Source organism: Streptomyces sp. B21-083 (assembly GCF_036898825.1).
Lineage (GTDB): Bacteria > Actinomycetota > Actinomycetes > Streptomycetales > Streptomycetaceae > Streptomyces.
On record NZ_JARUND010000001.1, the window covers coordinates 4,471,445 to 4,497,498 of the forward strand.

Annotated in this window: 25 protein-coding genes, 1 tRNA gene, 2 pseudogenes and 1 riboswitch; of the genes and pseudogenes, 15 read left to right on the forward strand and 13 right to left on the reverse strand. The window is 68.7% G+C overall.

Annotation, left to right across the window (positions count from 1 at the left end; translation table 11 throughout):
* Positions 1 to 4 precede the first annotated feature (4 nt).
* Positions 5 to 156: riboswitch (SAM riboswitch) on the reverse strand.
* A 169-nt stretch (positions 157 to 325) separates the two neighbouring features.
* Both QA861_RS19955 and QA861_RS19960 read left to right on the forward strand, forming a co-directional pair.
* The gene (locus QA861_RS19955) at positions 326 to 1,270 is read left to right on the forward strand and encodes a glucosyl-3-phosphoglycerate synthase (RefSeq protein WP_319097207.1); all 945 of its coding nucleotides are present in this window, start codon (positions 326 to 328) and stop codon (positions 1,268 to 1,270) included.
* Positions 1,271 to 1,340: 70 nt separating this feature from the next.
* Positions 1,341 to 2,753: an alpha,alpha-trehalose-phosphate synthase (UDP-forming) gene (locus tag QA861_RS19960; RefSeq protein ID WP_334589692.1), complete on the forward strand. Its 1,413-nt coding sequence runs from the start codon at positions 1,341 to 1,343 to the stop codon at positions 2,751 to 2,753.
* Here QA861_RS19960 and otsB read toward each other — a convergent pair.
* From otsB to QA861_RS19975, 3 genes are all read right to left on the reverse strand, one after another.
* On the reverse strand, positions 2,750 to 3,607 hold the full coding sequence (otsB, locus tag QA861_RS19965; RefSeq protein WP_334589693.1) for a trehalose-phosphatase: 858 nt from the start codon (positions 3,605 to 3,607) through the stop codon (positions 2,750 to 2,752). The two genes, QA861_RS19960 and otsB, sit on opposite strands and share 4 nt — an antisense overlap.
* 207 nt (positions 3,608 to 3,814) lie before the next feature.
* A complete protein-coding gene (locus QA861_RS19970) occupies positions 3,815 to 4,048 on the reverse strand; it encodes a DUF3263 domain-containing protein (RefSeq protein WP_334589694.1) in 234 nt (77 codons plus the stop codon).
* Positions 4,049 to 4,127: 79 nt separating this feature from the next.
* Positions 4,128 to 5,402, reverse strand: a complete 1,275-nt coding sequence (locus tag QA861_RS19975) for an extracellular solute-binding protein (RefSeq protein WP_443041513.1) — start codon at positions 5,400 to 5,402, stop codon at positions 4,128 to 4,130.
* A 123-nt stretch (positions 5,403 to 5,525) separates the two neighbouring features.
* Here QA861_RS19975 and QA861_RS19980 point away from each other — a divergent pair, with 123 nt between their 5' ends.
* The 4 genes and pseudogenes from QA861_RS19980 (at position 5,526) to QA861_RS19995 (ending at position 9,323) form a co-directional block, all read left to right on the forward strand.
* Entirely contained in the window at positions 5,526 to 6,467 is a 942-nt protein-coding gene (locus QA861_RS19980; RefSeq protein WP_334589696.1) for an ROK family protein, read from the forward strand.
* A gap of 185 nt (positions 6,468 to 6,652) precedes the next feature.
* Positions 6,653 to 7,777 (forward strand): N-acetylglucosamine-6-phosphate deacetylase, encoded by a 1,125-nt coding sequence (gene nagA, locus QA861_RS19985; protein WP_334589697.1) that lies wholly within the window; start codon positions 6,653 to 6,655, stop codon positions 7,775 to 7,777.
* Positions 7,778 to 7,911: 134 nt separating this feature from the next.
* A complete protein-coding gene (locus tag QA861_RS19990; protein ID WP_334589698.1) occupies positions 7,912 to 8,346 on the forward strand; it encodes a hypothetical protein in 435 nt (144 codons plus the stop codon).
* 77 nt (positions 8,347 to 8,423) lie between these two features.
* Positions 8,424 to 9,323, forward strand: a pseudogene (locus QA861_RS19995) (PfkB family carbohydrate kinase).
* Between the two features lie 81 nt (positions 9,324 to 9,404).
* Here QA861_RS19995 and QA861_RS20000 read toward each other — a convergent pair.
* The 4 genes from QA861_RS20000 to cdgB form a co-directional block, all read right to left on the reverse strand.
* Positions 9,405 to 9,905, reverse strand: a complete 501-nt coding sequence (locus tag QA861_RS20000) for a hypothetical protein (protein ID WP_334589699.1) — start codon at positions 9,903 to 9,905, stop codon at positions 9,405 to 9,407.
* A gap of 32 nt (positions 9,906 to 9,937) precedes the next feature.
* On the reverse strand, positions 9,938 to 10,933 hold the full coding sequence (locus tag QA861_RS20005; RefSeq protein WP_334589700.1) for a carbohydrate-binding protein: 996 nt from the start codon (positions 10,931 to 10,933) through the stop codon (positions 9,938 to 9,940).
* On the reverse strand, positions 10,930 to 12,318 hold the full coding sequence (iscB, locus tag QA861_RS20010) for an RNA-guided endonuclease IscB (RefSeq protein ID WP_334589701.1): 1,389 nt from the start codon (positions 12,316 to 12,318) through the stop codon (positions 10,930 to 10,932). The genes QA861_RS20005 and iscB overlap by 4 nt, the downstream gene beginning before the upstream one ends.
* 532 nt (positions 12,319 to 12,850) lie before the next feature.
* Positions 12,851 to 14,581 carry a diguanylate cyclase CdgB gene (gene cdgB, locus QA861_RS20015; RefSeq protein WP_334589702.1) on the reverse strand — a complete coding sequence of 577 codons (1,731 nt, stop codon included), beginning with the start codon at positions 14,579 to 14,581 and terminating at the stop codon, positions 12,851 to 12,853.
* Between the two features lie 439 nt (positions 14,582 to 15,020).
* Between cdgB and QA861_RS20020 the strand changes: the two genes are divergently transcribed.
* The 3 genes from QA861_RS20020 to QA861_RS20030 are packed head-to-tail and all read left to right on the forward strand — an operon-like array spanning position 15,021 to position 16,312.
* On the forward strand, positions 15,021 to 15,512 hold the full coding sequence (locus QA861_RS20020; RefSeq protein ID WP_443041567.1) for a flavin reductase family protein: 492 nt from the start codon (positions 15,021 to 15,023) through the stop codon (positions 15,510 to 15,512).
* Between the two features lie 48 nt (positions 15,513 to 15,560).
* Entirely contained in the window at positions 15,561 to 16,028 is a 468-nt protein-coding gene (locus tag QA861_RS20025; RefSeq protein ID WP_334589704.1) for a GNAT family N-acetyltransferase, read from the forward strand.
* Between the two features lie 41 nt (positions 16,029 to 16,069).
* Complete coding sequence (locus QA861_RS20030) at positions 16,070 to 16,312, forward strand: hypothetical protein (RefSeq protein ID WP_334590686.1); 243 nt, start codon at positions 16,070 to 16,072, stop codon at positions 16,310 to 16,312.
* Here QA861_RS20030 and QA861_RS20035 read toward each other — a convergent pair.
* Both QA861_RS20035 and arfB read right to left on the reverse strand, forming a co-directional pair.
* A pseudogene (locus QA861_RS20035) lies at positions 16,229 to 16,396 on the reverse strand (sigma factor); the annotation flags it as partial. The gene QA861_RS20030 and the pseudogene QA861_RS20035 sit on opposite strands and share 84 nt — an antisense overlap.
* Positions 16,397 to 16,434: 38 nt before the next feature.
* A complete protein-coding gene (gene arfB, locus QA861_RS20040; RefSeq protein WP_334589705.1) occupies positions 16,435 to 16,863 on the reverse strand; it encodes an alternative ribosome rescue aminoacyl-tRNA hydrolase ArfB in 429 nt (142 codons plus the stop codon).
* Positions 16,864 to 17,061: 198 nt separating this feature from the next.
* Between arfB and QA861_RS20045 the strand changes: the two genes are divergently transcribed.
* Positions 17,062 to 17,637: a TerD family protein gene (locus QA861_RS20045; protein WP_006382336.1), complete on the forward strand. Its 576-nt coding sequence runs from the start codon at positions 17,062 to 17,064 to the stop codon at positions 17,635 to 17,637.
* Positions 17,638 to 17,890: 253 nt separating this feature from the next.
* A complete protein-coding gene (locus tag QA861_RS20050; RefSeq protein ID WP_334589706.1) occupies positions 17,891 to 18,391 on the forward strand; it encodes a hypothetical protein in 501 nt (166 codons plus the stop codon).
* Between the two features lie 34 nt (positions 18,392 to 18,425).
* Here the strand turns inward: QA861_RS20050 and QA861_RS20055 are convergent, their stop codons facing one another.
* A complete protein-coding gene (locus QA861_RS20055; RefSeq protein ID WP_334589707.1) occupies positions 18,426 to 19,070 on the reverse strand; it encodes a pentapeptide repeat-containing protein in 645 nt (214 codons plus the stop codon).
* A 196-nt stretch (positions 19,071 to 19,266) separates the two neighbouring features.
* Here QA861_RS20055 and QA861_RS20060 point away from each other — a divergent pair, with 196 nt between their 5' ends.
* On the forward strand, positions 19,267 to 20,502 hold the full coding sequence (locus QA861_RS20060; RefSeq protein WP_334589708.1) for an NAD(P)-binding protein: 1,236 nt from the start codon (positions 19,267 to 19,269) through the stop codon (positions 20,500 to 20,502).
* 109 nt (positions 20,503 to 20,611) lie between these two features.
* Here QA861_RS20060 and QA861_RS20065 read toward each other — a convergent pair whose 3' ends face one another.
* On the reverse strand, positions 20,612 to 21,280 hold the full coding sequence (locus QA861_RS20065; RefSeq protein WP_334589709.1) for a rhomboid-like protein: 669 nt from the start codon (positions 21,278 to 21,280) through the stop codon (positions 20,612 to 20,614).
* Positions 21,281 to 21,313: 33 nt separating this feature from the next.
* On the opposite strand from QA861_RS20065, the gene QA861_RS20070 reads away from it, so the two are divergent.
* Positions 21,314 to 22,201, forward strand: a complete 888-nt coding sequence (locus QA861_RS20070; protein WP_334589710.1) for an aminoglycoside phosphotransferase family protein — start codon at positions 21,314 to 21,316, stop codon at positions 22,199 to 22,201.
* Positions 22,202 to 22,228: 27 nt separating this feature from the next.
* Here QA861_RS20070 and QA861_RS20075 read toward each other — a convergent pair whose 3' ends face one another.
* Together QA861_RS20075 and QA861_RS20080 are read right to left on the reverse strand one after the other, a co-directional pair.
* Positions 22,229 to 22,783 carry a GNAT family N-acetyltransferase gene (locus QA861_RS20075; RefSeq protein WP_334589711.1) on the reverse strand — a complete coding sequence of 185 codons (555 nt, stop codon included), beginning with the start codon at positions 22,781 to 22,783 and terminating at the stop codon, positions 22,229 to 22,231.
* Positions 22,784 to 22,851: 68 nt separating this feature from the next.
* Positions 22,852 to 22,927 (reverse strand) — tRNA-Thr (locus QA861_RS20080).
* 177 nt (positions 22,928 to 23,104) lie between these two features.
* On the opposite strand from QA861_RS20080, the gene QA861_RS20085 reads away from it, so the two are divergent.
* Positions 23,105 to 24,520, forward strand: a complete 1,416-nt coding sequence (locus tag QA861_RS20085; protein ID WP_334589712.1) for an RNA-guided endonuclease InsQ/TnpB family protein — start codon at positions 23,105 to 23,107, stop codon at positions 24,518 to 24,520.
* Positions 24,521 to 24,846: 326 nt separating this feature from the next.
* Complete coding sequence (locus QA861_RS20090; protein ID WP_334589713.1) at positions 24,847 to 25,983, forward strand: ABC transporter ATP-binding protein; 1,137 nt, start codon at positions 24,847 to 24,849, stop codon at positions 25,981 to 25,983.
* Positions 25,984 to 26,054 lie beyond the last annotated feature (71 nt).

Below are 26,054 nucleotides of genomic sequence, written 5' to 3' on the forward strand. Positions count from 1 at the left end.
CCCTTCCTCATCTTCCTCACGACGCATTTCGCCATGAGACGGATTTGGCACCTTCCCGAGCCGGGAGCCTCGCTGACCGTAAATGGATCACGAGTGCCGACTGGAGGGTTGCCGGGGCTTCATCGGGCCGTATCCCTCTGCCCCTCTGGATGAGCGGTATGAAGTTGTGGGGTTGTGCGGTTGTGAACACTGGCGACCTCGGACATGCGATGGTCACCCGCGTTGTTCAAGACTGTAACCGAAGGCTTGGATGGTGGTGGGAGCCGTCCGAACCGCGAGATACAAGATCGCGCTTCCCCCCATGCAACGTAAGGGAGAGCCGCACGTGCTGGAAGACGTCGAGCGCTGGCTGAGCACGCGCTCCTGGTCCGCCCGCGACCGCCCGCTCAAGAAGCTGATCGCCGCGAAGCGTTCCTCGAACGCCACGGTGAGTGTCGTCCTGCCCGCGCTCAACGAGGAGGAGACCGTCGGCGAGATCGTCGCCGTCATCCGCCGTGACCTGATGCTGAAGGTCCCGCTCGTCGACGAGATCGTGGTCATCGACTCCGGATCGACCGACCGTACCTCCGAGGTGGCCGCCGCGGCGGGCGCCCGGGTCGTCCACCGCGACGACATCCTGCCGCGCATCCCGGCCGTGCCGGGCAAGGGCGAGGTGTTGTGGCGCTCCCTCCTGGTCACCAGCGGGGACATCGTCTGCTTCGTCGACGCGGACCTGAAGGAGTTCTCGTCGGACTTCGTCTCCGGGATCGTGGGCCCCCTGCTCACGGACCCGGGTGTAGACCTCGTCAAGGCGATGTACGACCGCCCGCTCGGTCAGGCCGCCGGCCAGGGCGGCCGGGTCACCGAGCTGATGGCGCGCCCCCTGCTCAACATGCACTGGCCGCAGCTGGCCGGCTTCGTCCAGCCGCTCGGCGGCGAGTACGCGGCCCGCCGCTCGCTCCTCGAACAGCTCCCGTTCCCCGTCGGCTACGGCGTGGAGCTGGGCATGCTGATCGACGCCCTGCACCTGGTGGGCCTGGACGCGCTGGCGCAGGTCGACGTGGGTGTGCGAAAGCACCGCCACCAGGACGGCCAGGCCCTGGGCCGGATGTCCGCCGCGATCTACCGCACCGCGCAGCTCCGGCTGGCCCGGGGCCATCTGATCCGCCCCTCGCTCACCCAGTTCGAGCGCGGAGAGGACGGTTTCGAGCCCCGGACGTACTCGGTGGACACGGAGGAACGCCCGCCCATGGCGGAGATCGCGGAGTACGCGAGGAGAAAGGCCGCCTAGGCGGCTCGTATACGGCTGAGGCGTACGTGCGTACGTTTGAGCGTTTCCGGGCCGGGCTAGGTTGAGGCGTATGGCTTCGACGCAAGGTGTGCAGGGTACGCAGGGCTCTTACCGGGTTCTGGTCGCTTCCAACCGTGGCCCGGTCACGTACGAGGTCCGTGAGGACGGCTCGCTGCAGGCCCGGCGCGGCGGCGGCGGGCTGGTCTCCGGGCTGTCGGCGATCGGGCCTGACGCGGACGCCCTGTGGGTCTGCTCCGCCCTCGGCGACGGCGACCGCGAGGCCGTCCGGCGCGGGGAGGCCGAGCCGGGCGTCAGGATGCTCGCGATCCCGGCGGACGTGCACGAGGACGCGTACAACGGCATCGCCAACTCGGTGCTCTGGTTCGTGAACCACATGCTGTACCAGACCCCGCTGGAGCCGGTCTTCGACGCGGAGTTCCGGCGCCGGTGGGCGTCGTACGAGGCCTACAACCGCGCGTTCGCCCAGGCACTGGCCGCGGAGGCCGCCGAGGGCGCGTCGGTGGTTGTCCAGGACTACCACCTGTGCCTGGTCCCCGGCATGCTGCGCGAACTCCGCCCCGACCTGCGCATCGGCCACTTCTCGCACACGCCGTGGGCACCGGCGGACTACTTCCGGATGCTGCCGTACGACATCTCAGCCCAGCTCCTTCGCGGCATGCTCGGCGCGGACCGCCTCGGTTTCCTCACCCGGCGGTGGGCGGACGCGTTCACCGCCTGCTGTACGGACCTGGTCGGCGGTGTCGGCGACACGCGGATCGGCGTACACGGTCTGGGCGCCGACGCGGACTTCCTGCGCAGGCGCGCGCACGAGCCGGACGTCGAGGAGCGGATGGCCGCCCTGCGCGAGGAGATCGGCGGGGACGGGCACCGGAAGACGATCGTGCGGGTGGACCGTACGGAACTGTCGAAGAACATCGTGCGGGGCCTGCTGGCGTACCGGCAGCTGCTGGAGGACCGCCCGGAGTGGCGGGAGCGGGTGACGCACGTGGCCTTCGCCTACCCCTCCCGCCAGGATCTCGCCGTCTACCGCGACTACACGGCCGAGGTGCAGCGGGTGGCCGACGACATCAACTCGGCTTATGGGACACCGACTTGGACCCCGGTCGTCCTTCACGTCAAGGACGACTTCGCCCGCTCCCTGGCCGCGTACCGACTGGCCGACGTGGCCCTCGTCAACCCCATCCGCGACGGCATGAACCTCGTCGCCAAGGAGATCCCGGTGGTCTCCGACGAGGGGTGCGCGCTGGTGCTGTCGCGGGAGGCGGGGGCGTACGAGGAGCTGGGCGAGGACGCGATCGTGGTGAACCCGTACGACGTCACGCAGACGGCGCGGGCTCTGGAGGAGGCCCTGACCATGAGCGCCGGCGAACGGGCGGAACGCACGAAACGACTGGCCGCGGCGGCGACCGCGCTGCCGCCGGCCCAGTGGTTCCTGGACCAGCTGAACGCGCTCAGCGACTAACGGCCGACGACGGCCTGCCCGAGGGCGGCCAGCAGCCCTACGACGCCTGCGGGACCGTCGACGACGAGGTCGGCGCGTTCCGCCAGCTCCGTCACGGCCTCGGTGCTGTTGCCGCTGCAGACCAGGAGGCCGGGGATGCCGCCGGGCATGCCGTTCTGGCGGAGCTTCTCCACCGCCGCGAACGCCGGGAGGTCGCCGAGGTCGTCGCCGGCGTAGAGGACCGAGGTGGCGCCGGTCTCGCGGACGTACTCCTCCAGGGCGACGCCCTTGTCCATGCCGGGTGGGCGCAGCTCCAGTACCAGGCGGCCGGGTTCGACGATCAGGTTGTGACGGGTCGCCAGGTCGGCGAGGGGCTCGCGCAGGGCCTCGAACGCGGCCTGCGGATCAGCGGCGCGCCGCGTGTGCACGGCGACGGCCCGGCCCTTCTCCTCGATCCAGGTGCCCTGCCAGGCACCGAGCCCTTCGAGGAACCCGGGCAGCTCGGCGCGGACGGCGGCGACGCCGGGGTGCGGGGCGGGGGCGCTGACCGTGCCGGTGACGGCGTCCCAGCGTTCGGTGCCGTAGTGGCCGAGGACGACGAGGTGTTCCAGGCCGGGCACGCCCGCGAAACCACCGTGCCGGACCGCGACACCGGCGGGGCGTCCGGTGACGACGGCCACGGAGGCGACCCGGGGCGCGAGGGCGGAGAGGGCGGCGAGCGTGTCGGGGTGCGCGCGGGCCTGCTCGGGGTCGGCCACGATCGGAGCGAGGGTCCCGTCGAAGTCGAGGGCGACGACGGCACCACCGGGCTCGGCGAGAATGGCGTCCAGCCCGTCACGGCCGGCCTGCGTCAGGGGCGTGGGAAGCAAGTCCATGGCTCCAGCATCCCAGCCCACCCGGCGACCGACACAAGACCCGTACCCCCAGCCCGGAGGGCACCCTTCCAGCGCCGGCCCGCATTTCCAGCCCGTCCGGCGTTTGAGGACGAGCGCGTTCAGCGCGAAAGGGGGGTCTGGGGGCGCAGCCCCCAGGAACGGGATGGGACGGGTAGGGGCGGCGGGGGCGAAACAACCCGGCCCCGGCTAACGCTCCCCCCGCCGAGCCTCCCGCACCCTCCGCAACCGGTTCACCGTCACCGGATCACACTCCAGCGCCCGCCGATCGTCCAGCAACGCGTTCAGCAACTGGTAATACCGCACCGGCACCAACCCCAGCTCCTCACGGATCGCCCGCTCCTTCGCACCCGGCCCCGCGAACCCCCGACGCTCCAGCGCGAGAATGTCCTGTTCCCGTCGCCCCAACTGCTCCCCGTCCATGAAAAGCACCGTAGACCCCGCCACTGACATCCGCCCTGGCAGCCCGGTCCGCCCGCTCCCACGGTCCGGCGGCGGCCGCCTACTGGGCGTTCTCCTCCTCGGTCTCCGCCGCGTTGGCCTGCGTCTGCAGCTCGGCGAGGACCGCAGCCGGGTCGCCGTTCGCCGTGAACGCCGTACCGATCCGCTGCTTGATGTCCGCGTTGACCTGCGCCCAGGACGTCTTGCCGACCGGATAGAGCTGGGCGGTCGGAAGCTCGTCCAGGAAGGGGGCGAGATCCTTGTCCTCGGCGGCGGCGGACATCGTCCTGGAGGCGGAGGTGGTGACCGGCAGGAGGTCGTACTCGCGGGAGAAGGCGAGCACGTTCTTCTTCTCGTAGACGAAGTCGAGGAACCCGCCGACCTCGTTGCGGTGGCCGTTCTTCTTGAAGGCCATCATCCAGTCGGCGACACCCATCGCGGACCGCGTCGAGCGCTCCCGGCCCGGCATCGGCACCATCCCGAAGTCGACCCCCTTGGCCGCCGCGATCTTCATCAGCGAGGGGTGGCCGTTGAGCATGCCGACCTCTCCGCGCGCGAAGGCGGCGAACGCGGCGGCCCGGTTGAGCTTGCCGGGGGCGACGGAACCGGTGAGGCCCTTGTCGACGAGTTCGTCCTTGAGCCAGGTGAACGTCCTGATGTTCTGCGGGGCGTCGATGCCGTAGGTGCCGACCTCGCTGGTGTAGCCCTCGCCGCCGCTGAGCAGCCACTGCATGGTCTCGGCCTGCGCCTCCTCGGGCCCCAGCGGGAGGGCGTACGGGTACTTCACGCCCTTCTCCTTGAGCGCGGCGGCGTCGGCGGCCAGCTCGCTCCAGGTGGTGGGCGGGGTGAGGCCGGCCTCGGTGAAGAGCTTCTTGTTGTAGAAGAGGAGGCGGGTGGAGGCGGCGAAGGGCATGCCGTACTGGGTGCGCCTGACCTCTCCGGCGTCGGCCAGCTGGGTGACGAAGTCGGCCTGCGTCGGGATGGAGAGCAGGTCGTCGGCCTGGTACAGCTCGCCCTTGGCCGCGTAGTCGGCGTAGGCGCCGATCTGCGCCAGGTCGGGGGCGTCGCCGGCGGCGACCATCTCCTTGACCTTGCGGTCGACGTCGTTCCAGGAGTAGACGCTGACGTCGACCTGCACACCGGGGTGGGCGTCCTCGTACTCCCCGACCAGCTTGTCCCAGTACTTCTGGGAGCTGTTGGCGTCGGAGTCGCCGTAGTCGGCGGCGACCAGCTTCAGGGTGACGTCACCCGAGCCGACGCCTCCACAACCGCCGAGAGCCGCTGTCATCCCGAGTGCGGACACCGCCGCGATCATGCCTGTCCTGCGCCGTTGCACTGCAAAATCCCCACTGGTCGTTCATATATGTGTTCATTGGTACGTTCAACTTCTTAGCTCCATAAGGTCTACACCACGTGAGTGGACTAGACCTCTTCCGGGTCTACGGGCCACACTGTCCTCGTGAGACATGTCATCGCCCTCGACGTGGGCGGCACCGCGATGAAAGCCGCCCTCATCGGGCCGGACGGCGCTCTGCTCCACCAGACGCGCCGGGCGACCGGACGCGAGCGCGGCCCCGAAGCCGTGGTCGAGGCGATCCTCGACTTCGCCGCCGACCTGCACGCGCACGGCATCGCCCACCTGGGCGAGAGCGCAGCCGCCGCCGGAGTCTCCGTGCCCGGCATCGTCGACGCCGAGCGCGGCCTCGCCGTCTACGCGGCCAACCTCGGCTGGCGTGACGTACCCCTGCGAGAGCTGCTCACCGAGCGGCTCGGCCTGCCGGTCGCCCTGGGCCACGACGTCCGGACGGGCGGCCTCGCGGAGGGGCGCATCGGGGCCGGTCAGGGAGCCGACCGCTTCTTCTTCATCGCCCTCGGCACCGGCATCGCGGGCGCGATCGGCGTCGACGGCCGGGTGGAGGCGGGCGCGCACGGTTTCGCCGGCGAGGTCGGCCACATCGTCGTACGGCCCGGCGGCACCCCGTGCCCGTGCGGTCAGCGCGGCTGTCTGGAGCGGTACGCGTCGGCGTCGGCGGTCAGCGAGGCATGGGCCGAGGCCTCCGGCACCCCGGCCGCGGACGCGGCGGACTGCGCCAAGGCCGTCGACTCCGGCGACCCACGCGCCCGCGAGGTCTGGCGGCACGCCGTCGACGCCCTCGCCGACGGCCTGGTCACCGCCCTCACCCTCCTCGACCCCCGCACCCTGATCATCGGCGGCGGCCTGGCGGAAGCGGGCGACACGTTGTTCACACCGCTGCGCACCGCCGTACAAGAACGGCTCACCTTCCAGAAGCTCCCGACCATCGCCCCGGCGGCCCTGGGAGACACAGCAGGCTGCCTGGGAGCAGGCCTCCTCGCCTGGGACCTCCTGACCCTCACCGACCTCACGGAGGCAACGCCCTGATGGCAACGACCCCAGTGAAGACGGGTGCACTGTCAACAGACCCAGCGGCAACCCACCCAGGGGCGCGGGGAACTGCGCGACAGCCCAGCCGACCGCGCGAAGAAAACGCCCCGCCGGCAGCTCACCAAGGGGCGCGGGGAACTGCGCGACCAGCCCCCACGAGCCCGCACCCACCCCACGGCCTGGTGCTCAGGGGCGCCCGAGCAGTACTCCCCACAGGAATCACCGACGGCGGTCAACTGACCGTCGAGGGCACCAAAATCACCGACCACCCCCACGAGAACGCCCAGGTGATCGACCTCCCCGGCCACTGGCTCATCCCCGGCTTCGTCGACCTCCACAACCACGGCGGCGGCGGAGCCTCCTTCACCTCGGGCACCACCGAAGACGTACTCAAGGGCGTCCACACCCACCGCACACACGGCACCACCACCCTCGTCGCCAGCACCGTCACCGGCGACATGGACACCCTCACCGCCCGCGCCGGCCTCCTCTCCGAGCTGGCCGAGCAGGGTGACATCGCCGGCGTCCACTTCGAGGGCCCCTTCATCTCCCCGTGCCGCAAGGGCGCCCACTCCGAGGCGCTGCTGCGCGACCCGGACCCGGCGGACGTACGCAAGCTGATCGACGCGGCGCGCGGGCAGGCCAGGATGCTCACCCTCGCCACCGAACTCCCCGGCGGCCTCGACTCCGTACGGCTGCTCGTCGAGCACGGCGTCCTCGCGGCGATCGGTCACACGGACGCGACGTACGAGCAGACGGTGGAGGCCATCGACGCGGGCGCCACCGTCGCCACGCACCTCTTCAACGCGATGCCCGTCCTCGGCCACCGCTCCCCCGGTCCGATCGCCGCCCTTCTCGAAGACGAGCGCGTCACCGTCGAACTCATCAACGACGGCACGCACTTGCACCCGGCAGCCCTCCAACTCGCCTTCCATCACGCGGGCGCGGGCCGCGTGGCGTTCATCACCGACGCGATGGACGCCGCCGGCTTCGGCGACGGCCGCTATCTGCTCGGCCCGCTGGAGGTCGAGGTCAGCGAGGGTGTGGCGCGGCTGGTCGAGGGCGGTTCGATCGCCGGCTCGACACTCACCCTGGACCGCGCCTTCAAGCGGGCGGTCACCGTCGACCGGCTCCCGGTCACGGACGTGGTCGCCGCACTGTCCGCCAACCCGGCCCGGCTGCTGGGGATGTACGACCGGGTGGGCTCCCTGGAACCGGGCAAGGACGCGGACCTCGTGCTGCTGGACGCGGACTTCACGCTCAAGGGAGTGATGCGCCGGGGTGAATGGGTAGTCGAGCCTCAATAAGGGTCACATCGCTGCGGAATAACCCCAACTGGGTTGACACCGGATGCCACTTGGCGTGCTACGTCGATCACACTGCGGCTACAAATATCGCACATACAATCGACTTTGACAGGTCGTGATCATAAGATCACAGTTTGACCAAGCCTTTGAACCTTGCGGCACGGACGGTGGGGGCCGGGTCCGTGGCGCTGCTCCTCGCCGTCGCCGTACCCAGTACTGCGCACGCCGTCGGCGATCCCTCATACCCCGCCTGCACCACGACCGGAGCTAGCGCTCTGCTGCGGGTGATTCAGCTAACCAACGATGGCCCCGGCGCCAAGCGTGACCTTCGCTTCGAGATCACGGACGACGCAAGGGACGGCCATCACGCACGAGCCCGGTTCATCACCGTGGACGGCACCGGAACCACGCGGTATTGGAAGTGGCACGCCAACTATGAAGGCGTAGGCACGATAGTTGTGAACACGACCGCCCAGGACTCTGAGCGTGGCATCTTCAAGAGCGGCGTTCAGGTGGCCAGAGCAGAAGGTTCGACCATCCTGAATTCCTGCACTGACTGGACCCACTAGGCTGGTTTGACGCCACATTGAGGTGCGGGGACTGTAACGGGCCCCGCACCTTTGGCATGATCGATTCTCCAGAACTAATGGCAAGCGCATGTACTCGGGGGAGGTCGGACCAGACGATCCTCACGGTCACACTGAGCACCGCTCTCGACATCACCTATCGGGTACGATCCCTCTGTTCCCACGGGTCCCACCGGGTCTCCGAGGTGACCGAACGCCCCTGCGGCAAGGGCCTGAACGTGGCCCGAGTGCTGGCGGCCCTCTGCCACGAGTGACGGTCACCGGCTTTACGGGCGGCCCGCTCACCGCACGATAGATAGCGGTGATCGATGAGAAACGGCCGGAGACGCTCAGCCCATGAACGCGACCCAACTCAACGAGCCCGGCCCGCAGATCACCCCGGCCGAGTGGTCCGCCTTCCAGGACGTGCACGAGGGACTGCTACCGTCCGTCTCCGCGGTGGCCCTGTGCGAAAGCCTGCCGCCGGGAGTGCCGGTGGGCACGTACGCCGACCTCATCCACACCGAACGGGCAGCCGACGTACCCGGGCTGCTCGACACCACCGGTGAGCCGTGGCGGCACAGCGCGCGGCCCGCGCCGACCCGGTCAAGCCGAACGCCGGTGAACTCACCGACTCCCACGAGCGGACGACGGCGACCCGGGACGCCCGCAGGGCGCGGTGCAAGGGCCGTGGTGGCCTCACTGAGTCCAGACGGGCTGCTCGCGGTGACCCCCGAGAGCCTCTGGCGGCAATCCCGCCGACCCGCGTCCGGGGCAATCAACGGGCGCCTACAAACTCGGCGATCGCGGACCTGCCGCCGGACCTGGCCAACCGAATCCCGTGGCCGGACAATCTCGCCCGCGCCGCCGCCCTGTCCACGGCGACCGTACTGGCGCCCATGGCAGGCGAGTTCGACCGGGCAGCCTATGAAGAGTTGCTCGGCCGGATCACGGTGACCGGGTACGCCAGCGCGGCATGACCGCCATGAGTGAGCCGAGTACGTACGAAGGTCCCGCCTAGGACCTTCGTACGCAGTCAGCAACCAGCGCCGTCGACCGGATCAGTAAGCGGGATTGAACACCGACTGCGACAGGCAGTGGTACACCAGGCTGTCACCGTCGAAGTTGGCCACCTGGATCCGTGCGGACCGGATTCCCTCGCTGTCGGAAGCGCTGGTCTTCCACTCCTGCGCGGTGCCGCTGCCACCGTTGACGTGGTGCCAGGACCAGTAGTGGTAGTCGTAGTCGCCCTGCTCAGTGACGAGCCGCACTGCAGGGTGCATACCGTCCGCGGCCTTATCCTCGCCACGCAGCGTCAGGTTGTTTATCTTGGTCCTGCTGACGTTCCACGAGAGGGTCAGCTTTCCGTAGGCGCCCTGCGCGCCCTGCGTGGTGTTGCATTGTGTCGTCGTTGCCGCAGAGGCGGGTGACGCCTGAATGGCGACCAACGCCGAGGCCGCCATGACCGTACCGAGTATACGTTTCCAGACAAATTTGGGCATAATATCTCCCCGCGCGATGTGCAGAATGGTCATCCACAACCTACGGGCGATGATCAGCATCCATCAGAAGATAATCAGCCTAATGATCGAAATCACTTTTTGACTTGACCAGATTTCAGCCACATCTGGTCCAGGAGTGCGTCGCACTGGTCGCCGTCCTGGCAGGAGACGGTGATGGTGTTCGTACCCTTGTTGAGGGTGGGCCACACGTAGGTCCGTGTCCAGCCCTTCGCGTAATCGCCCTCGCCAGCCTTCGCGAAGTTCCCCAAGTTCAGCTTGCTTCCAAACTCCTGGCCGTTGACGCTAAGCGTCATCTCCGCGTCCTTGCCGGGGACGCTGTATCCCACGAAGAGGGTGTAGGCGCCTTCCTTGGGGATGGCATTGACGGTCCAGGTGACCGTGGCGCCGACCTGGTTGAGCCCTGTCACGTAAATGCCGCCCACCGCACCGGCGCCCTCGACCTCCGACGCCGTCGTCACGCCAGGCCCGAACTTCAGCGCCTTCGCGTCGATCTCCGGCAGGTTCTCCTCCGTGACCTCCGAGGCGCTGGCCGACGGGGACGGCTCGGCGCTCTGCCCGGTCGAGGGACTGGCGCCGGCGCCGCCGGCCTTGTCCTTGTCGCCGTTGCCGCCGCCCATCATCGCCACGGCGATACCGATGACGACCGCGGCGACCACCGCGACGGCACCGATCAGCAGACCCTTGGTGTTGGGGCCGGAGCCCCGCCCGCCTCGGCCGCCGCCACCGCTGTACGCGGGCTGCTGCGGAGCCGTAGGGCCACCACCGAAGGCCTCGGGCGCCTGGTAGTGGGTGTTCGGGGCGCCGTACGCCCCCTGCTGCTGCGGGATCGCCTGGCCGTACTGCGCGGTCTGGGCGGTCGGCACGGTCTGGCCGTACGCCGACTGCTGCTGGCCCTGCGGCGGGCCGCCGTACTGACGCTCGCCGACCGGTCGCGTACGGCCGACCGAGTTCGGGTAGCCGTAGCCGCTGCTCGGCGGCTGGGCACCGGCGGCCCGCCCGTCTTCGTACAGGTAGCCGAACGGGTCATCGTCCTCGGGCGTGCTCGCGCCGCTGTTGCCGGGAGTCATCGAGCTCCTCCTGCGTCGAAACCGGCTGCTCCGGCCGGGAATTGTGCGTTCTGTTCTTCTGCACGGATGACATAGCCGTAGCCATCCGCGCGTTGGAGTAGACGCACATACTGATGACCGATGCCTTGCACGATGCCGTGCTGGGTACGGATGTTGAAGCGTCCCGATGCTCGCACAGCGACCCGGCCAGTATGCGTACCGGCCTTTGCACCCACCGGCACGATGGCGCGCACGAGATCGCCCGTTTGGAAGCCGTGATGTGACTTCGTACGAGGCAACGCGAGACGGGGAAATCCGTGCTTGTCACTTCGGGTGCGCGCGTAGCCACCGCGTCCGGTAGCGGCAGCGATCAGTACCTGAGACGGGTAGCGCACGATCCAGCGATCGGGCCCTACCTCACCAACCGCCAGCGCATCGAGGGTGTGCGACTTGGTCAGTCCACAGAGGACACGGTTGTACTTCGTCCTCCCTCCGGACCAGCACGAAACCGGGTGTCCAAGGCCGCGAAGCCGCTCAGAGAGCCGGTAGCGAGTCGCGTTCATCACAGCCGCGTCTCGCAGGGGAGTCTTGGCCTGTCGTTTGAGCTGTGTGACGAGAGCGGGCCTGCCCCTCAAGAAGTCCTCGGCAGAACGGGACCCCTTGGCCTGGTTGCAAGGCGCACATGACAGAGCGAGGTTCGAAACGCGGTCTGAGCCACCACTCGCCTTGGGAAGAATGTGATCGATCTGAAGGGGAACACCACTCTTGTCGCAGTAGACGCAACGTCGCCCCCACTTCTCAAGCAGGTAATGGCGCACTTCGTATCCGGCCAAGGTTCCCTGCTGGTACTCAACCCCAGAGAGCTCCCCTCCGGCCGAGATGGCATGAGTGTCGAAAGCGACCCGCTCGACGTGCACCGCGGTCAGCGGAGCCAGCCGCGCCAGGCGCTCCACCTGGGAGGCAGTAGTGTCCACCCTGTGCTGCAGAGAAGGCGGCAGCCACCCCTCCGAACGGCACCGGTTGTCGAAGCGAGGGGCACGGTAACGCGTGTTAGCCACTCGCCGCCGCCGCCGGTAACTCGCGCGCTGTTCCATGCTCTTGCGGATGGCCGAGCCTCGGTGCACCAGTTCCACCGCGTACAACCCACGCCGGAGAGCGGCGACTTCACCGGCCTCGGCAGACACTCGCGTGATGTCATCGGTCACGGCGATGCCCGTCGCCTTCGACCCCGGGTCGATCCGAACCGCGACGCCACTGACTTCCGAGTTCTCCAGAAGTCGATCCTTGATGCGGATCGTGAAGGGCGTGTGCCGGGCGACAACAGCCCTGCTCTTTCTCAGAAGTTCGCGAGCACGGGCAGGATGGCAAGGCATCATCGGGCGTCCCTTGCGGTCCAGAACGAACACCCGGGGTGCTCCTGGGCCGGACACCGGTGGCTGGCGCAACCCTGGTATGTCCAGCGCCTCGTTGTCGTGCGGCATGTGTTCCTCGCTGATGATGCTGCCGTCACCGGCAGCGCGTTCTCCCGCACTCAGCCAATAGAGTGAGTGCTGTGTGACTCCCGCTCGCGAAGGTGATCGCTCACGGGTATCCCCTCGCCCATGTCCCGTACCGGCTTTCTTGCCCTATTCGGACAAGAGCCTGTACCCCGTTTCGTCTCTGCTCCCAGAGGTGTCTGCAGGTACAGGTTCCAGAGCAGGCCGCTGAGGAAGCACGGCCAGGTGGGTCGGCGTACCCGCACGGAACGTAGCCATCAAGGTCACCCCCTCATTGATGACGGCTCGGGCTGGTCACTCAGAGCCCACCCGCGACCGGACGAGCCCCGGCCGTCCGGCCGTGGAGCGAGTGACCCCTTGGTCTCCTCAATGCAAGCGAGCCTACCCGCTCCCAGAGGGCCAAACGGGTGGCGTTCGCCGCATCAACCAACTCACCTGCGACTTATCCCGCACGCCGGTGCTGTTTGGGACGAGATCGTTTCTCGATGTACATCCGCTCGTCCGCCGACTTCAGGACTTCGTCCGCCGTCATCCCGCAGTGTGCCCACCCGATACCGAAACTCGCACCGACCCGCATCGCGCGGCCGTCGACCCGGATGGGCTGGATGATCTCGTTGCGCAGGCGTACGGCCAGGTCCTGGGCGTCGGCCCGGCCCAGGCCGTCGGCGAGGACCACGAACTCGTCGCCGCCGAGCCGGGCCACCGTGTCGCCGTCGCGCACGGCCCCGCCGAGCCGCCGGGCCACCTCGATCAGTACCGCGTCGCCGGCGTTGTGCCCGAAACGGTCGTTGATCGACTTGAAGCCGTCGAGGTCGCAGAAGAGAACCGCGAGCCCCTTCGTCCCGTCGTCGTGTTCACCCTCGGGGGCGACGGCGTGGACGTGGTGGTCGTACGCGCCGTACACCTCGGGGGCGCCACGGAAGTCGAACCCGTGGCCGTTCGCGTCGTACGGCTGGATTCCGGCGTCCGTCACGGGCGCCGGCACCGCCGTGTACTGGTCGTGTGTACCGAAGGGGTCCAGCTGGGCGTGGCCGTAGGCTGCGTCGACCGACTCGACCAGTCCGGGAGCCGCCGTCTGCGGGCGCTGGCAGAGGCGGGAGCTGAGCCGGGCACGCAGCTCGGCGGAGTTGGGCAGACCGGTGAGGGAGTCGTGGGAGGCGCGGTGGGCGAGCTGCAGCTCGCGGCGCTTGCGCTCCTCGATGTCCTCGACGTGGGTGAGCAGGAAGCGCGGCCCGTCGGCGGCGTCCGCGACGACGGAGTTGCGCAGCGACGCCCACAGGTACGAGCCGTCCCGGCGGCAGAGCCGCAGTTCGGCGCGCCCGCCCTCGGCGGAGGTGCGCAGCAGGGTGCCTATGTCCTCGGGGTGCACGAGGTCGGAGAAGGCGTAGCGGCGCATCGCGGAGGCGGGGCGGCCCAACAGACGGCACAGGGCGTCGTTGGTGCGGAGTATTCGCCCCTGCTGGTCGCCGCCCATCTCGGCGATGGCCATGCCGGAGGGCGCGTACTCGAAGGCCTGACGGAAGCTTTCCTCACTGGCCCGGAGCGCCTGCTGCTCGCGTTCAAGTCTGACCAGTGCCCGCTGCATATTCGCGCGTAGACGTGCGTTGCTGATCGCGATGGCGGCCTGGAACGCGTACATCTGGAGCGCTTCCTTGCCCCACGCCCCCGGTCGGCGGCCGTTGCGCGGCCGGTCCACGGACAGCACGCCGATCAGTTCGCCGCAGGTGCCGCCGGGCACGCTCGGGGTGAACATCGGTGCGAAGAGCCGGTCCGAGGGGTGCCACTCGTCCTCGAAGCGCGGGGCGGGGCCGTCGGTGTACCACTGCGGGACGTCGTCGTCGTCGAGGACCCAGCCCTCGGTGTGCGGTATGAACACCAGGTCGCCCCAGGCCTCGCCCATGACGAGCCGGCGTTCCCAGGAGTCGCGTGAGCCGACCCGGCCGGTGATGAGGGCCTCGGCGGCGGAGTTTCCGGCGAAGGCGGCGACGACGAGATCGCCGTCGGGGCGGACGAGGTTGACGCAGGCCAGCTCGTAACCGAGGCCGTTGACGACGCCGTCGGCGACGGTCTGGAGGGTGTCCGCCAGACTGCGCGCCGTGTTCATGTCCGCCATGACCTGGTGCAGCTGCCGCAAGGTCGCAAGACGGACGTACGGCTCCTGGTCGGTCTCCATTCGCCCTCCTTCCGCCTATCTCACCTTCTCCGCCACTGAATCACAGCGCGCTGCCCACTCGGTACACAGGGTCAACAAAAAAGGTCACCTGTGACTCAAGTCACAGCGAAAGATGAGCAATTGAGTGGAGTTTCTGAGTTCTCCCTGTGCATTTACTGAACGCAAACTTTGTATCCGTGCGGATACTACGAGCGAGGATACGGGCGGGAGGAAGTCGGCGGGGCCGTTCCCGATCTTTGGGGGTCCGCCGGGAGTCCTAGGTCCCGGTTCGGGCGCTGGTCCGATGCGGTGCCACAGGGACCACGAATAGCTTTTCCATGTGCTGACTCCCTCCGCCGTACCCAGCCGTGCCGCAACCAGCCGTGCCGTACCCCTCTCTCCCGTCCTCCCTCGCGCCGGGCATCCTGGGGGAGTGAGCAACGACGACTTCCGCGCCGCCATGTCCCGCCTCGCCTCGGGCGTGGTCCTGGTGACCGCACAGGAGCCGCCGCTCGACGCCACCGATCCGCACGCGCCCGGCGGCGAGGACGTCGGCATGACGGCGACCGCCTTCCTCTCGGTCTCCCTGGACCCGCCCCTCGTCATGGTCAGCGTGCGCGAGGGCTCCCGGATGGACGACCTGCTCGACGAACAGCCCCTGTGGGCGGTCTCCGTCCTCTCCGAGAACCAGCGGCACGTCGCGGGCCGGTTCGCGATGAAGGGCCGCATCAGCGACCGCCTCCTCTTCGCGGACCTCCCCCACATCCGGGGCGAGGCGTCCGGCGCCCCCCTGATGGAGGGCGCCCTGGCGACCCTGGAGTGCCGCACGGAACAGCGGGTCACGGCCGGCGACCACACCCTGGTGATCGGCCGCGTCCTCACGGCGACCGCGCCGCACGCGGACGGGGGTCCACTGGCGTACTTCCGCGGCCGTTACCGCCGGCTCGACTGACGAGAAACCCGCTGGTCACACCGCTGCCGGACGGCCTACGTTCGCCATATGACGAACGACACGCTCCGGCTGGAGCGGATCAGCTCCGACAACTTCGACGCGGCCGTCGCCGTACGGGTCCGCCCGGACCAGGAACACGCGGTCTCGCCGGTCATGAAGTCCCTGGCCGAGGCGTACATCCATCCGCGCGCCGCCTGGCCCCGGCTGATCCTCGACGGCGAGCGTCCCGTCGGCTTCCTCATGGCCTTCTTCGACATCGCCTGGGGCGACACCGGCACCGACCTGCGCTCCGGCCTGTGGCGCCTGAACATCGCGGCCGACGAACAGGGCAAGGGCTACGGCCGTTTCGCCGTCGAGTCCGTCGCCGCCGAGATCCGCCACCGCGGGGGCACCGACCTCTACGTCACCTGGCACCCCGGCCCGACCGGCCCCGAACCCTTCTACCTGGCCCTGGGCTTCAGCCCCACCGGCGAGACCAGCGGGGGCCAGACGGTCGGCGTGCTGCAACTGACCTAGCACCGACCTGACACCGACCTGTCGATCACGGCGACCTTTGCGTGTACGAACGTAAATGTCAGGACTCGCTCCATGCGCTCCAGGCTCCCGCACCCCTCCTATCCCTCGCCGCCCTCCGCACCCGAGAACACGGCGGGACCGGTGCCGAACGCGCGACCACGTCCGGGTCGAGTCCGGCGACCAAGGGCGTGGAAATCGCCCCACGCTTCCTGAACGGCGTCATCCGCTTCAGCGGCCGAACCGAGCATTCGGTGGGCGACGACCCGAAGACGACTTCGGTGTGATTCGAACCGCACGGCGAGAAATTCATTCCCGGGGCCGTTCCACGGTTCTTTCTCCCGGCCGTTGGGAAATTCACGATCGTTCATCCGTCACCGGCAACTCGCCGGCGGTCACCGGTTACCGGTTAACCCCAGTCCCGTCCCGTACGACCCCGCTTCACATCCGCGCGTGCCTTCTTCTGCCGCAACCGGCGTTCGTTGATTCGGCGCGGGATACGGGTGGGGGTACGGGGCTTGGGCGGCGGCGCGGTGGCCTCGGCGAGGAGAGCGGCCAGCCGTACGGCCGCCGCCTCACGGTTGCGCCACTGCGAGCGGTGCTCGGAGGAGCGGACGGTGACGACTCCGTCGACGAGCCGTCCGGCGAGATGCTCCAGCGCGCGCCGCTTCCAGACCTCGGGGAGCGCCTCGGTGCCCGCGAGGTCGAGGCTCAACTCGACCCGCGTGTCACTGGTGTTGACGTGCTGCCCGCCCGGCCCGCCGGACCGCGAGAAACGCCACATGAGCTCGGCCTCGGGGAGCGAGACGGAGCCACGGATGAGATAGGGACCGGACATGCCCCCATGGTCGCGCGCCTGTCCGGTCCACGTCACCCCGTTTTCACCCCGACAAGGTAGGTAAAGAAAGTAAAGGCGCGCGGAACCTTCGGGACCCCCACCGGCGTTCATAGGGGTGACGGTAGCTTCGTCCCGTACGGGGCTCCGCGCCGCACGCACGTACCGCACGTTTGTCAAACGAGGGAAGGACTCCCAACAATGGCTGTAAGCCTGTCCAAGGGTGGCAACGTCTCGCTCACCAAGGAGGCTCCGGGCCTGACCGCCGTCACCGTGGGCCTCGGCTGGGACGTCCGCAGCACCACCGGCACGGACTTCGACCTTGACGCCTCGGCGATCGCGGTCAACACGCAGGGCAAGGTCTTCTCGGACGCCCACTTCGTCTTCTTCAACAACAAGGAGACCCCGGACAAGACCATCGTCCACACCGGCGACAACCGCACGGGCGAGGGCGCGGGCGACGACGAGGCGATCAAGGTCAACCTCGCCGGCCTCCCCGCCGACATCGACAAGATCGTCTTCCCGGTCTCGATCTACGACGCGGAGAACCGCTCGCAGAACTTCGGCCAGGTCCGCAACGCGTACATCCGCATCCTGAACGAGGCAGGCGGCGCCGAGATCGCCCGCTACGACCTCTCCGAGGACGCGGCGACGGAGACGGCCATGGTCTTCGGCGAGCTGTACCGCAACGGCGCGGAGTGGAAGTTCCGCGCGGTAGGCCAGGGTTACGCCTCGGGCCTCGTGGGCATCGCCCAGGACTTCGGCGTCAACGTCTGAGTCGACGCCAGAGCCGCACCCCGCGGCTGAAAAGCCCCCGGCCGGACGCCAGTACGTCAGATCGGCGTCGGGACGGGGGCTTTCGCGTGCCCGCGCATCGCACCCCCGTCCACCCCCGTCCACCCATGCATCGCCCGCGCGTCGCCCGCGCATCGGGACATTCCCAGGCTGCCGAAGACCGCAGGACGCCAAGAACGCCTCCCCTGCGCACACGGGTCCCGGGTGGGAATCCCCTCGTGACACCATCACCCCCGTGCTCGATATCGGCTACGCCCTCTCCAACCGGTTCCCGGACCCCCCGCAGACCGACTACCGCCGCGCGGACGTCCACACACTGCGCCACGACCTGTTCTGCGGAGACGTCTACCTCGCCGACACCAAGGCGGACCGGGAACTGTCCACAGCCTGGGGATGGGTACCGGTCCTCGACTTCGCGTGGGCCCTGTGCGACATCGTGGAGCAGTTGGACCAGGACCCCGCGGGCTCACGCGCCTCCCGCCCCCAGTACGCGGAACTGGACTTCACCGAATCCACCGACCGCATGCTCTTCGAGCGCCGCTTCGGGTGGGTGGACATCGAGTCCGACTGGATGCCGGCGGAGGAACCCGCGCTCACCTTCTCCCACGCGGAACTCCGCAAGGAGGCTCGGGACTTCCTGCACGACGTACTGGCCGACCTGATCGACCTGCACGACGCCCTCGGCGAGAACCCGGCGATCTGGACACTCCAGGCCCGCTTCCCGAGGGTGCGCTGAGCGGGGCCCGCCCACCCCTGGGGAAACACCCCACCTACTCCACCCGCACCCCCAACTCCGCCGCGAACACCCCCGCCAGATCAAGCAACTGCACAGGACTGATCACCGCCCCCGCCAGCCGGTCCACCCCCCGCGCGAACCCCAGCTCCGCAGCCCGCCGAAAGTCCACGTCCCTCAGCCTCGCCTCACTGAAGTCCGCCCCCTTCAGCGCACAGTCCACGAACTCCACCCGCTCCAGCACCGCACCCCCGAAGTCCGGCTCCACCAGCACGCACCCCTCGAAGACGACGTCCTTCAGCTTCGACTTGCGCAGGTTCAGATAGTCGATCTTCCCGCCCCGCACCACCACCCGCTCCAGCACAGCCCCGTGCAGCTGCACCCCGCCCAGCCGGGCATCGACCAGCTCCACATCACGCAGGGTCGACTCGGCGAGGTCCGTGCCGACCCCCCGGATGCCCGTCAGGACCGAGTCGAGCAGCCGGGCGTGGTGCAGCCGGGTCTCGTCCAGCGCGCACCCCGTCAACGCGCAGTCCATGAACCGGGCACCCCCACCGTCCTGCCCGGCGAAGTCGGCCTCCCGGAACTCCAGCCCGTCATAGTCCCCGTCCGGCTCCAGCTCACCGCCCCCGAACGGCTCCAGCACCGGCAACCGCACCTCGGGCCGCCGAGCCTCCTTCATCCCCGAAGCGGAACCCCCCGTACTCCCCGCACCACCCACCACTCGCCTCGCCATGCCCCCATCCTGCACCCCACCACTGACAATCCCCCTGACCTGCGGAACCCCCTCCCCATCCACCCCCATGTCACATTCCGACCCCCTCCATCAGTCGTACTCACGGAAGCAGCGAGGCGCCCACCACAGGGAGACCCCAGACATGCACCCGGCCCGCACCGACAACCGAACCGACAACCGCACGAAAAACCGCACCCACGCCCGCACCCCCCTCACCGTCATCGGCGGCGGCTTCGCCGGCCTGACCGCCGCCATCGCCGCCGCGGAGGCGGGCGCCAAGGTCACCGTGCACGAGGCCCACCACACCCTCGGCGGCCGGGGCCGCACCGCCGAGGAGCCCTACCGTACGAACGAGGGCCCGCACGCCCTCTACAGCGGCGGCCCGCACTGGACCTGGCTCACCCGGCGCGACCTCATCGGCCCACTCGCCCCACTGCCCCCGCTCGAAGCCGCCCGCTTCCACTTCCGCCACCAGGGCGCCCTGCGCCGCACCCCACCCCTCGCCATGCTCAAGCTGCTCCGCCGCAGCGCCCAACACGCGCCCGTGGACGTCGACTTCATGACCTGGGCCACCGAACAGGCAGGCGAAAAAGGCGCCCGGGCAGCCGCGCACTACTCCGCCGTCGCCCTCTTCCACCACGACCCCGGCGCCCTGTCCGCGGCCTTCGTCCAGGAACGGCTACGCCGCGCCGCAGCCCTCCCACCCGAAGCCCACTACCCGCGCGGCGGCTGGGCCAGCGTCATCGACCGGATGGCCGCCCGCGCCTGGAACCTGGGCGTACGGGTGGAGACCCTGTCCCGCGTCGACACGCTCCCCACGGACACACCCGTCATCGTCGCCACCTCCCTCGACGCCGCCCGGCGCCTCCTGAACGACGACACCCTCACCTGGACCGGCGCCCGTACGGCCCTCCTCGACCTCGCCGTACGCACCCGGCGCGGCGACCCCTTCGTCGTCTCCGACCTCGACGCACCCGGCTGGCTGGAACGCTTCACCGCACAGGACCGCACCCTCGCCCCGGCCGGCGAACAGCTCCTCCAGGGCCAGTTCCCGATCGGCCCGGACGCCTCCCGCACCGAGGGCATCGCCCATGCCGAGGAACTCCTCGACCTGGCCTTCGACGGCTGGCGCGAACGCGTCACCTGGCGCCGCGAGGCCACAGCCAACGGCCGCACCGGCGCGGTCGACCTCCCCGGGACAAGCTGGCGCGACCGGCCCGCCATCGAACGCGGCAACGGCGTCTATCTCGCGGGCGACCAGGTAGCGGCCCCCGGCGTCCTCGCCGAGGTCTCGTTCAACAGCGCGCTGAACGCCGTATCACTGGCCCTGGGCAACCGCCGAAACCGCCTCGACCCCCTCGACCTCAAGCAAGCCTGAGGCCGAGAACAGGCATGCGATTGAAGGTGGCCCGAGGTCGCGAAAGTGGACCGCACACAAGGCCACCCACCCCACCATCCGCGCCGCTCAAAACGCCGGACCCTAACCCTCACCGCCCCGGCCTCTCCCTCGTCCCCTTCGCCTTCGCCTTCGCCTTCCACACCCGCGCATCCCGCCCACGCGTCAACGGCCAACACGCGAACCCCACCAGCGCCGCGGTGAAATGCCCCAGATCGGTGAACGTCCGCGACACGACAAGTGGCAACCCGTACACGACAAGAACACCCACCACATACACACACCGCCACCACGGCCGACCGATCCGGTACGTCAGCACGGCCACAACCCCCGCCAGCCCGTAACTCACCCCGAAATCCATCGTGTCCGCCGCCGACGCCGGCGCCGACCCGTCCCGGATCGCCCGCCACACCGCACCCTGACTCACCAACGTCGCCAGCACATGCGCACTCATCCACACCACCAGCCACCGCACGGTCCCCAACCACCGCTCGACCCCTGCGTGAAACACCGAGTACAGAACGAGATACGGAGTCCACCACCCGTCGATCCACATCGCACTGGAGATCAACACACGCACCGGATGGTCCGACAACTCGTTGATGTTCGTCGACCGCTGCCGCAGAAACTCCTCCTGGAACTCCGCCGACATGTGGTGCACAGCCACCGTCGTGACGAACAGGACGAGCAACCACAGGTACGTGCCCGGAGCGCTACGGACGTACGCCCACACCCTGCGCGGGCCCACCGGAAATCGCATGCGCCAATTTACGCACGCACATACAGTCGCCCGGTGATCCGCATCCACGTCCCCGACGAACTGGCCGCCACCCAGCTCAAGTACAACGGGGAGGCAGGACGCGCCTTCATCACCGCACTCCCCACCCGCGCCGCCGACTTCCTCGACCGCTGGAACCTACGCCTCGACGGCCCCTCCATGCACGGCGTGACAGCCCTCGTCCTCCCGGTCCTCCGACCCGACGACACCCCCGCCGTCCTCAAACTCCAGCTCCTGGACGACGAGAGCGAAGGCGAACCGACCGCCCTACGCCACTGGAACGGCAACCACGCCGTACGCCTCCTCGACCACGACCCCACCACCGGAACCATGCTCCTGGAACGCCTCGACCAGACCCGCATGCTGTCCCACCACCCCGACGCCCACGAAGCCACCCTGATCATCGCCGACCTCCTCGCCCACCTCACCGCCGAACCGGCCCCACCCGGCATCCGCCGCCTCGGCGACACAGCGGCAGGAATGCTCACCCAGGCGCCCCTGGCACTCCCCCGCATCCCGGCCCCCGAGACCCGCGCCCTCCTCCAGGACTGCGCCGCAGCCCTCCGCGAAGTCGCCCCCGACCCCGGCGACCGCCTCCTCCACTGGGACCTCCACGACGAGAACGTCCTCGCCACCGACCGCGCCCCCTGGCTCGCCATCGACCCGAAACCCCTCGCCGGGGACCCCGGCTTCGACCTCTGGCCGGCCATCAACAACCGCTTCGACCCCGACGACATCGTCTGGCGCTTCGACGCCCTGACAGCCGCCCTCTCCCTCGACCGGGAACGCGCCCGCGCCTGGACCCTCGCCCGAGTACTCCAGAACGCCCTCTGGACCATCAAGGACAACGCCCCCCTGGACGAACAGGACCTGGAACTCGCCCGCCGACTACGCCAGGCCTGACCCAGAACACCCGGCACCAGCGCCGACTCACACAGCGCGCTCCATACACACCAGCCGCTCCCGCCCGTCCCACGACTCGGTGACGACGAACCCGAACCGCTCGTAGAGCCCAATGGCCCCGGTCCGCCACTCCCACACGGACAACCGCACGCTGCTGACACCCCCATCCGCAGCCCACGCAAGCGCCGCCCCGAGCAGACCGGACGCGACACCCCGCCCCCGGAACTCCGGATCCGTCCAGACCCGCTTGACCTCCGCCCGCCCACCGACAGGCCCGGCCACCACAAGACACCCCACGGCAACGCCCCCACTCAGGGCCACCAGCACGACATCGTCGCGGAAGGCGGCCCGAGGATCCGAGATCTCCGCCCGATAGCGCCCCGGCAACCCGCCCACACCGCCGACGGCCACACCTTTCTCGGCCTCGGTCCGCAGGTGATAGGCCGCCAACAACCGGGCCAGCCCGTCCTCGAAGGATTCGGCGAGTCCGGTGAGCTCGGCAGGCTCGGCGGCCTCGGAGGACCCGACGCCAGTGGACTGCCCCGGCCAACGGACGATCACAACCTCACGCTGCTCAGTCATCCGGCCAGCATCACACAGCCCCGAACACGAAGAAGCCCAGGTCAGCGCGGGGCTGACCTGGGCGGCTGAGCCCCCTATCGGATTCGAACCGATGACCTGCTGTTTACAAGACAGCCGCTCTGGGCCGGACTGAGCTAAGGAGGCACCGCGTACCACAACGCCGTACGCGGAGGCGGCTCCACTGTACACAGAGCGCGACCCCGCGAGCCACGGAGTTCGTGGTCGGCCTCGGTCTCGAAAACCAAACGTAACCATCCGCGCACCCGTTCGTTGATCGCTCTGACGTGCTGTTCCGAAGATCGGATCGTCGGGGAGGGATTCATGGGGGAATCGGGGGAGTCGGCGGAGCAGCCGAGGCCGGAAGCGGTGACGGGCGAGGAGGCCGAGAGGATCAAGCGTGAGGCTCTCGGGATCGGCCACCGACGCAAGCATCACAAGCGGGCGGCGACTCCGTTGAAAGCGCACGTCAAGGAGCCGGATGCGCAGCATCGTCTGTATCGCTTCCGCTTCTATCCGACCGCTGAGCAGGCGGAGCAGTTGGCGAAGACGTTCGGTGCCTGTCGGTGGGTCTACAACGAGGGGCTGGCGTTGCGGTCCGGGGCCTGGGAGCGGCATCGGGTGATTGTGGGGTTCGCGGAGTCGTGTCGGGCGTTGACGGGCTGGAAGCGGGTGCAGGGGACGGCGTGGCTCGGGGAGGTGTCGTCGACGGTGCTTCAGCAGTCGTTGCGGCATCTGGATCAGGCGTTCGGTCGGTTTTTCAAGGGTTCGGGGAAGCATCCGCAGCGGAAGCGGAAGGGGCGTTCGCAGGATTCGGCGACGTATGTACGGACCGGTTTCCGGTGGGTGGAGGATGCGGAGCGGCCGGGTACGGGGCTGATCACTCTGGCGAAGCAGTCGGTTCCGTTGGATGTTCGTTGGTCGCGGGCGTTGCCTGCGGGGGTTGTGCCGGTGCGTTTGTCGGTGACGCGGGACCGGGCCGGGCGCTTCTTCGTCTCGACGCTCGTCGAGGCGCGGATCAGGCCTCTCCCCGCTGCCTTCGTGCCGGGTTCGCGGGCGCCGAAGGTGGTGGGGCTGGATCTGGGGCTGGCGTCGCTGGTCACTTTGGACGACGGGACGAAGGTCGATCATCCGCGACTGCTGAGGCGGTACGCGGAGAAGTTGGCGCGGTTGCAGCGTGAGTTGCACAAGAAGGTGAGGGGTTCGGCGAACCGGGACAAGGTGAGGCGGAAGATCGCGCGTCTCTACGCGCTCATCGGCGACGTACGCAAGGACATGTTGGACCAGTTCACGACCCGCCTGGTGCGCGAGAACCAAGTGCTCGTGGTGGAGGATCTGGCCATCGGAAACCTGATGCGTTCGGTACGTGGCAAGGGCCGTCGGCGTAAGGCGAGGCTCAACGGGTCGATCATCGATGCCGCGTGGGGCGAGTTGCTGCGGCAGTTGCGGTACAAGTGCGAGTGGTACGGGCGGACGTTGGTGGTCGTCGACCGTTTCTTCCCGTCGACGAGGCGTTGTTCCGTCTGCCATGTCAGGGGTCCGAAGTTGGATGTCTCGGTCCGGGAGTGGACGTGTGCCGGGTGTGGGGTCGTCCATGACCGGGATGTGAACGCGGCCGTGAACCTTCGGGACGAGGGCCTACGGCTGTACGAGCTGGTGGCGGCCGGCCTGCCGCCCTCGAAGGGAGTACCGGCGCTGATCAGGGCGTCGGAGTTGGAGGATTGTCTGCTGGCTGCTTAGTGGCGGCCGGCTGGTACGGACCGACGGGCCGTCGGCCGGAATGCCTGTGGAGCGCGTGTAAGACCGTGCGGGCGCAGTTCGTGAGGACTGTGTGCGTCGGCGGTGCGTGGTGAATCAGGAAGCCTTGCGGCAAGGTCAAAAGTGAGTTGCTCTGCCTTCTCGAAACACTTCGTCTCGAAAATTTCCGCGAAGTTCACAGTCCTCCACCTACTGACAGACGACGAAACGCCAGGTACCGTCCACTACCAGTCCACGTCTGTGGACTACACCACCTTCCACTACGGATCGTCCGGCACGTTCCTGCCGGTGAAGGGGGCCTAGTACCCATGGCCACTGTTTCGTTCGACAAGGCGACCCGCATCTACCCGGGCACCGAGAAGCCCGCCGTCGATGGTCTGGAGATCGAGGTCGGGGACGGCGAGTTCCTCGTGCTCGTCGGTCCGTCCGGTTGCGGTAAGTCCACCTCGCTCCGCATGCTCGCGGGGCTCGAGGACGTGAACGCCGGCGCCATCCGCATCGGTGACCGCGACGTCACGCATCTGCCGCCGAAGGACCGGGACATCGCGATGGTGTTCCAGAACTACGCGCTGTACCCGCACATGACGGTTGCCGACAACATGGGCTTCGCGCTCAAGATCGCCGGCGTCAACAAGGCCGAGATCCGCCAGAAGGTCGAGGACGCGGCGAAGATCCTCGACCTCACGGACTACCTGGCCCGTAAGCCGAAGGCCCTCTCCGGTGGTCAGCGTCAGCGTGTCGCCATGGGTCGTGCCATCGTGCGTGAGCCCCAGGTGTTCCTCATGGACGAGCCGCTGTCGAACCTCGACGCCAAGCTCCGTGTGTCGACGCGTACGCAGATCGCGTCGCTGCAGCGCCGTCTCGGCATCACCACGGTGTACGTCACCCACGACCAGGTCGAGGCCATGACCATGGGTGACCGGGTGGCGGTGCTGAAGGACGGTCTGCTTCAGCAGGTCGACTCCCCGCGCAACATGTACGACCGCCCGAAGAACCTGTTCGTGGCCGGCTTCATCGGTTCCCCGGCGATGAACCTGATCGAGGTCCCGATCACCGACGGCGGCGTGAAGTTCGGCAACTCGGTCGTCCCGGTCAACCGTGAGGCTCTCAAGGCCGCCGCCGACAAGGGTGACACCACTGTCACGGTCGGTGTCCGTCCGGAGCACTTCGACGTCGTCGAGCACAACGGTGCCGCCGCCAGTGCGCTGACCAAGGACTCCGCGGACGCCCCGGCCGGTCTCGCCGTCACGGTGAACGTCGTCGAGGAGCTGGGCGCCGACGGTTACGTCTACGGCAGCGCCAAGGTCGACAACGACACCAAGGACCTGGTCGTCCGTGTCAGCGGCCGTGCCGTCCCCGACAAGGGCGCCACGCTGCACGTCGTGCCGCGTCCGGGTGAGATCCACGTGTTCTCGACCTCCACGGGCGAGCGCCTCACCGACTGAGACGCGATCTGAACACCTGACCTGAACACCGAGGGGCCCCGCGGCTTGCCGCGGGGCCCCTCGCACGCGCT

What these genes read in the sequence shown, in the direction of transcription:
- QA861_RS19960 (WP_334589692.1), top strand. Translation starts at nt 1,341, where the DNA reads ATGGCTTCGACGCAAGGTGTGCAGGGTACGCAGGGCTCTTACCGGGTT.
- otsB (WP_334589693.1), bottom strand. Translation starts at nt 3,607, where the DNA reads ATGGACTTGCTTCCCACGCCCCTGACGCAGGCCGGCCGTGACGGGCTG.
- QA861_RS19970 (WP_334589694.1), bottom strand. Translation starts at nt 4,048, where the DNA reads ATGGACGGGGAGCAGTTGGGGCGACGGGAACAGGACATTCTCGCGCTG.
- QA861_RS20000 (WP_334589699.1), bottom strand. Translation starts at nt 9,905, where the DNA reads ATGCTGATCATCGCCCGTAGGTTGTGGATGACCATTCTGCACATCGCG.
- QA861_RS20005 (WP_334589700.1), bottom strand. Translation starts at nt 10,933, where the DNA reads ATGACTCCCGGCAACAGCGGCGCGAGCACGCCCGAGGACGATGACCCG.
- cdgB (WP_334589702.1), bottom strand. Translation starts at nt 14,581, where the DNA reads ATGGAGACCGACCAGGAGCCGTACGTCCGTCTTGCGACCTTGCGGCAG.
- QA861_RS20020 (WP_443041567.1), top strand. Translation starts at nt 15,021, where the DNA reads ATGTCCCGCCTCGCCTCGGGCGTGGTCCTGGTGACCGCACAGGAGCCG.
- QA861_RS20025 (WP_334589704.1), top strand. Translation starts at nt 15,561, where the DNA reads ATGACGAACGACACGCTCCGGCTGGAGCGGATCAGCTCCGACAACTTC.
- arfB (WP_334589705.1), bottom strand. Translation starts at nt 16,863, where the DNA reads ATGTCCGGTCCCTATCTCATCCGTGGCTCCGTCTCGCTCCCCGAGGCC.
- QA861_RS20045 (WP_006382336.1), top strand. Translation starts at nt 17,062, where the DNA reads ATGGCTGTAAGCCTGTCCAAGGGTGGCAACGTCTCGCTCACCAAGGAG.
- QA861_RS20055 (WP_334589707.1), bottom strand. Translation starts at nt 19,070, where the DNA reads ATGAAGGAGGCTCGGCGGCCCGAGGTGCGGTTGCCGGTGCTGGAGCCG.
- QA861_RS20060 (WP_334589708.1), top strand. Translation starts at nt 19,267, where the DNA reads ATGCACCCGGCCCGCACCGACAACCGAACCGACAACCGCACGAAAAAC.
- QA861_RS20065 (WP_334589709.1), bottom strand. Translation starts at nt 21,280, where the DNA reads ATGCGATTTCCGGTGGGCCCGCGCAGGGTGTGGGCGTACGTCCGTAGC.
- QA861_RS20075 (WP_334589711.1), bottom strand. Translation starts at nt 22,783, where the DNA reads ATGACTGAGCAGCGTGAGGTTGTGATCGTCCGTTGGCCGGGGCAGTCC.
- QA861_RS20085 (WP_334589712.1), top strand. Translation starts at nt 23,105, where the DNA reads ATGGGGGAATCGGGGGAGTCGGCGGAGCAGCCGAGGCCGGAAGCGGTG.
- QA861_RS20090 (WP_334589713.1), top strand. Translation starts at nt 24,847, where the DNA reads ATGGCCACTGTTTCGTTCGACAAGGCGACCCGCATCTACCCGGGCACC.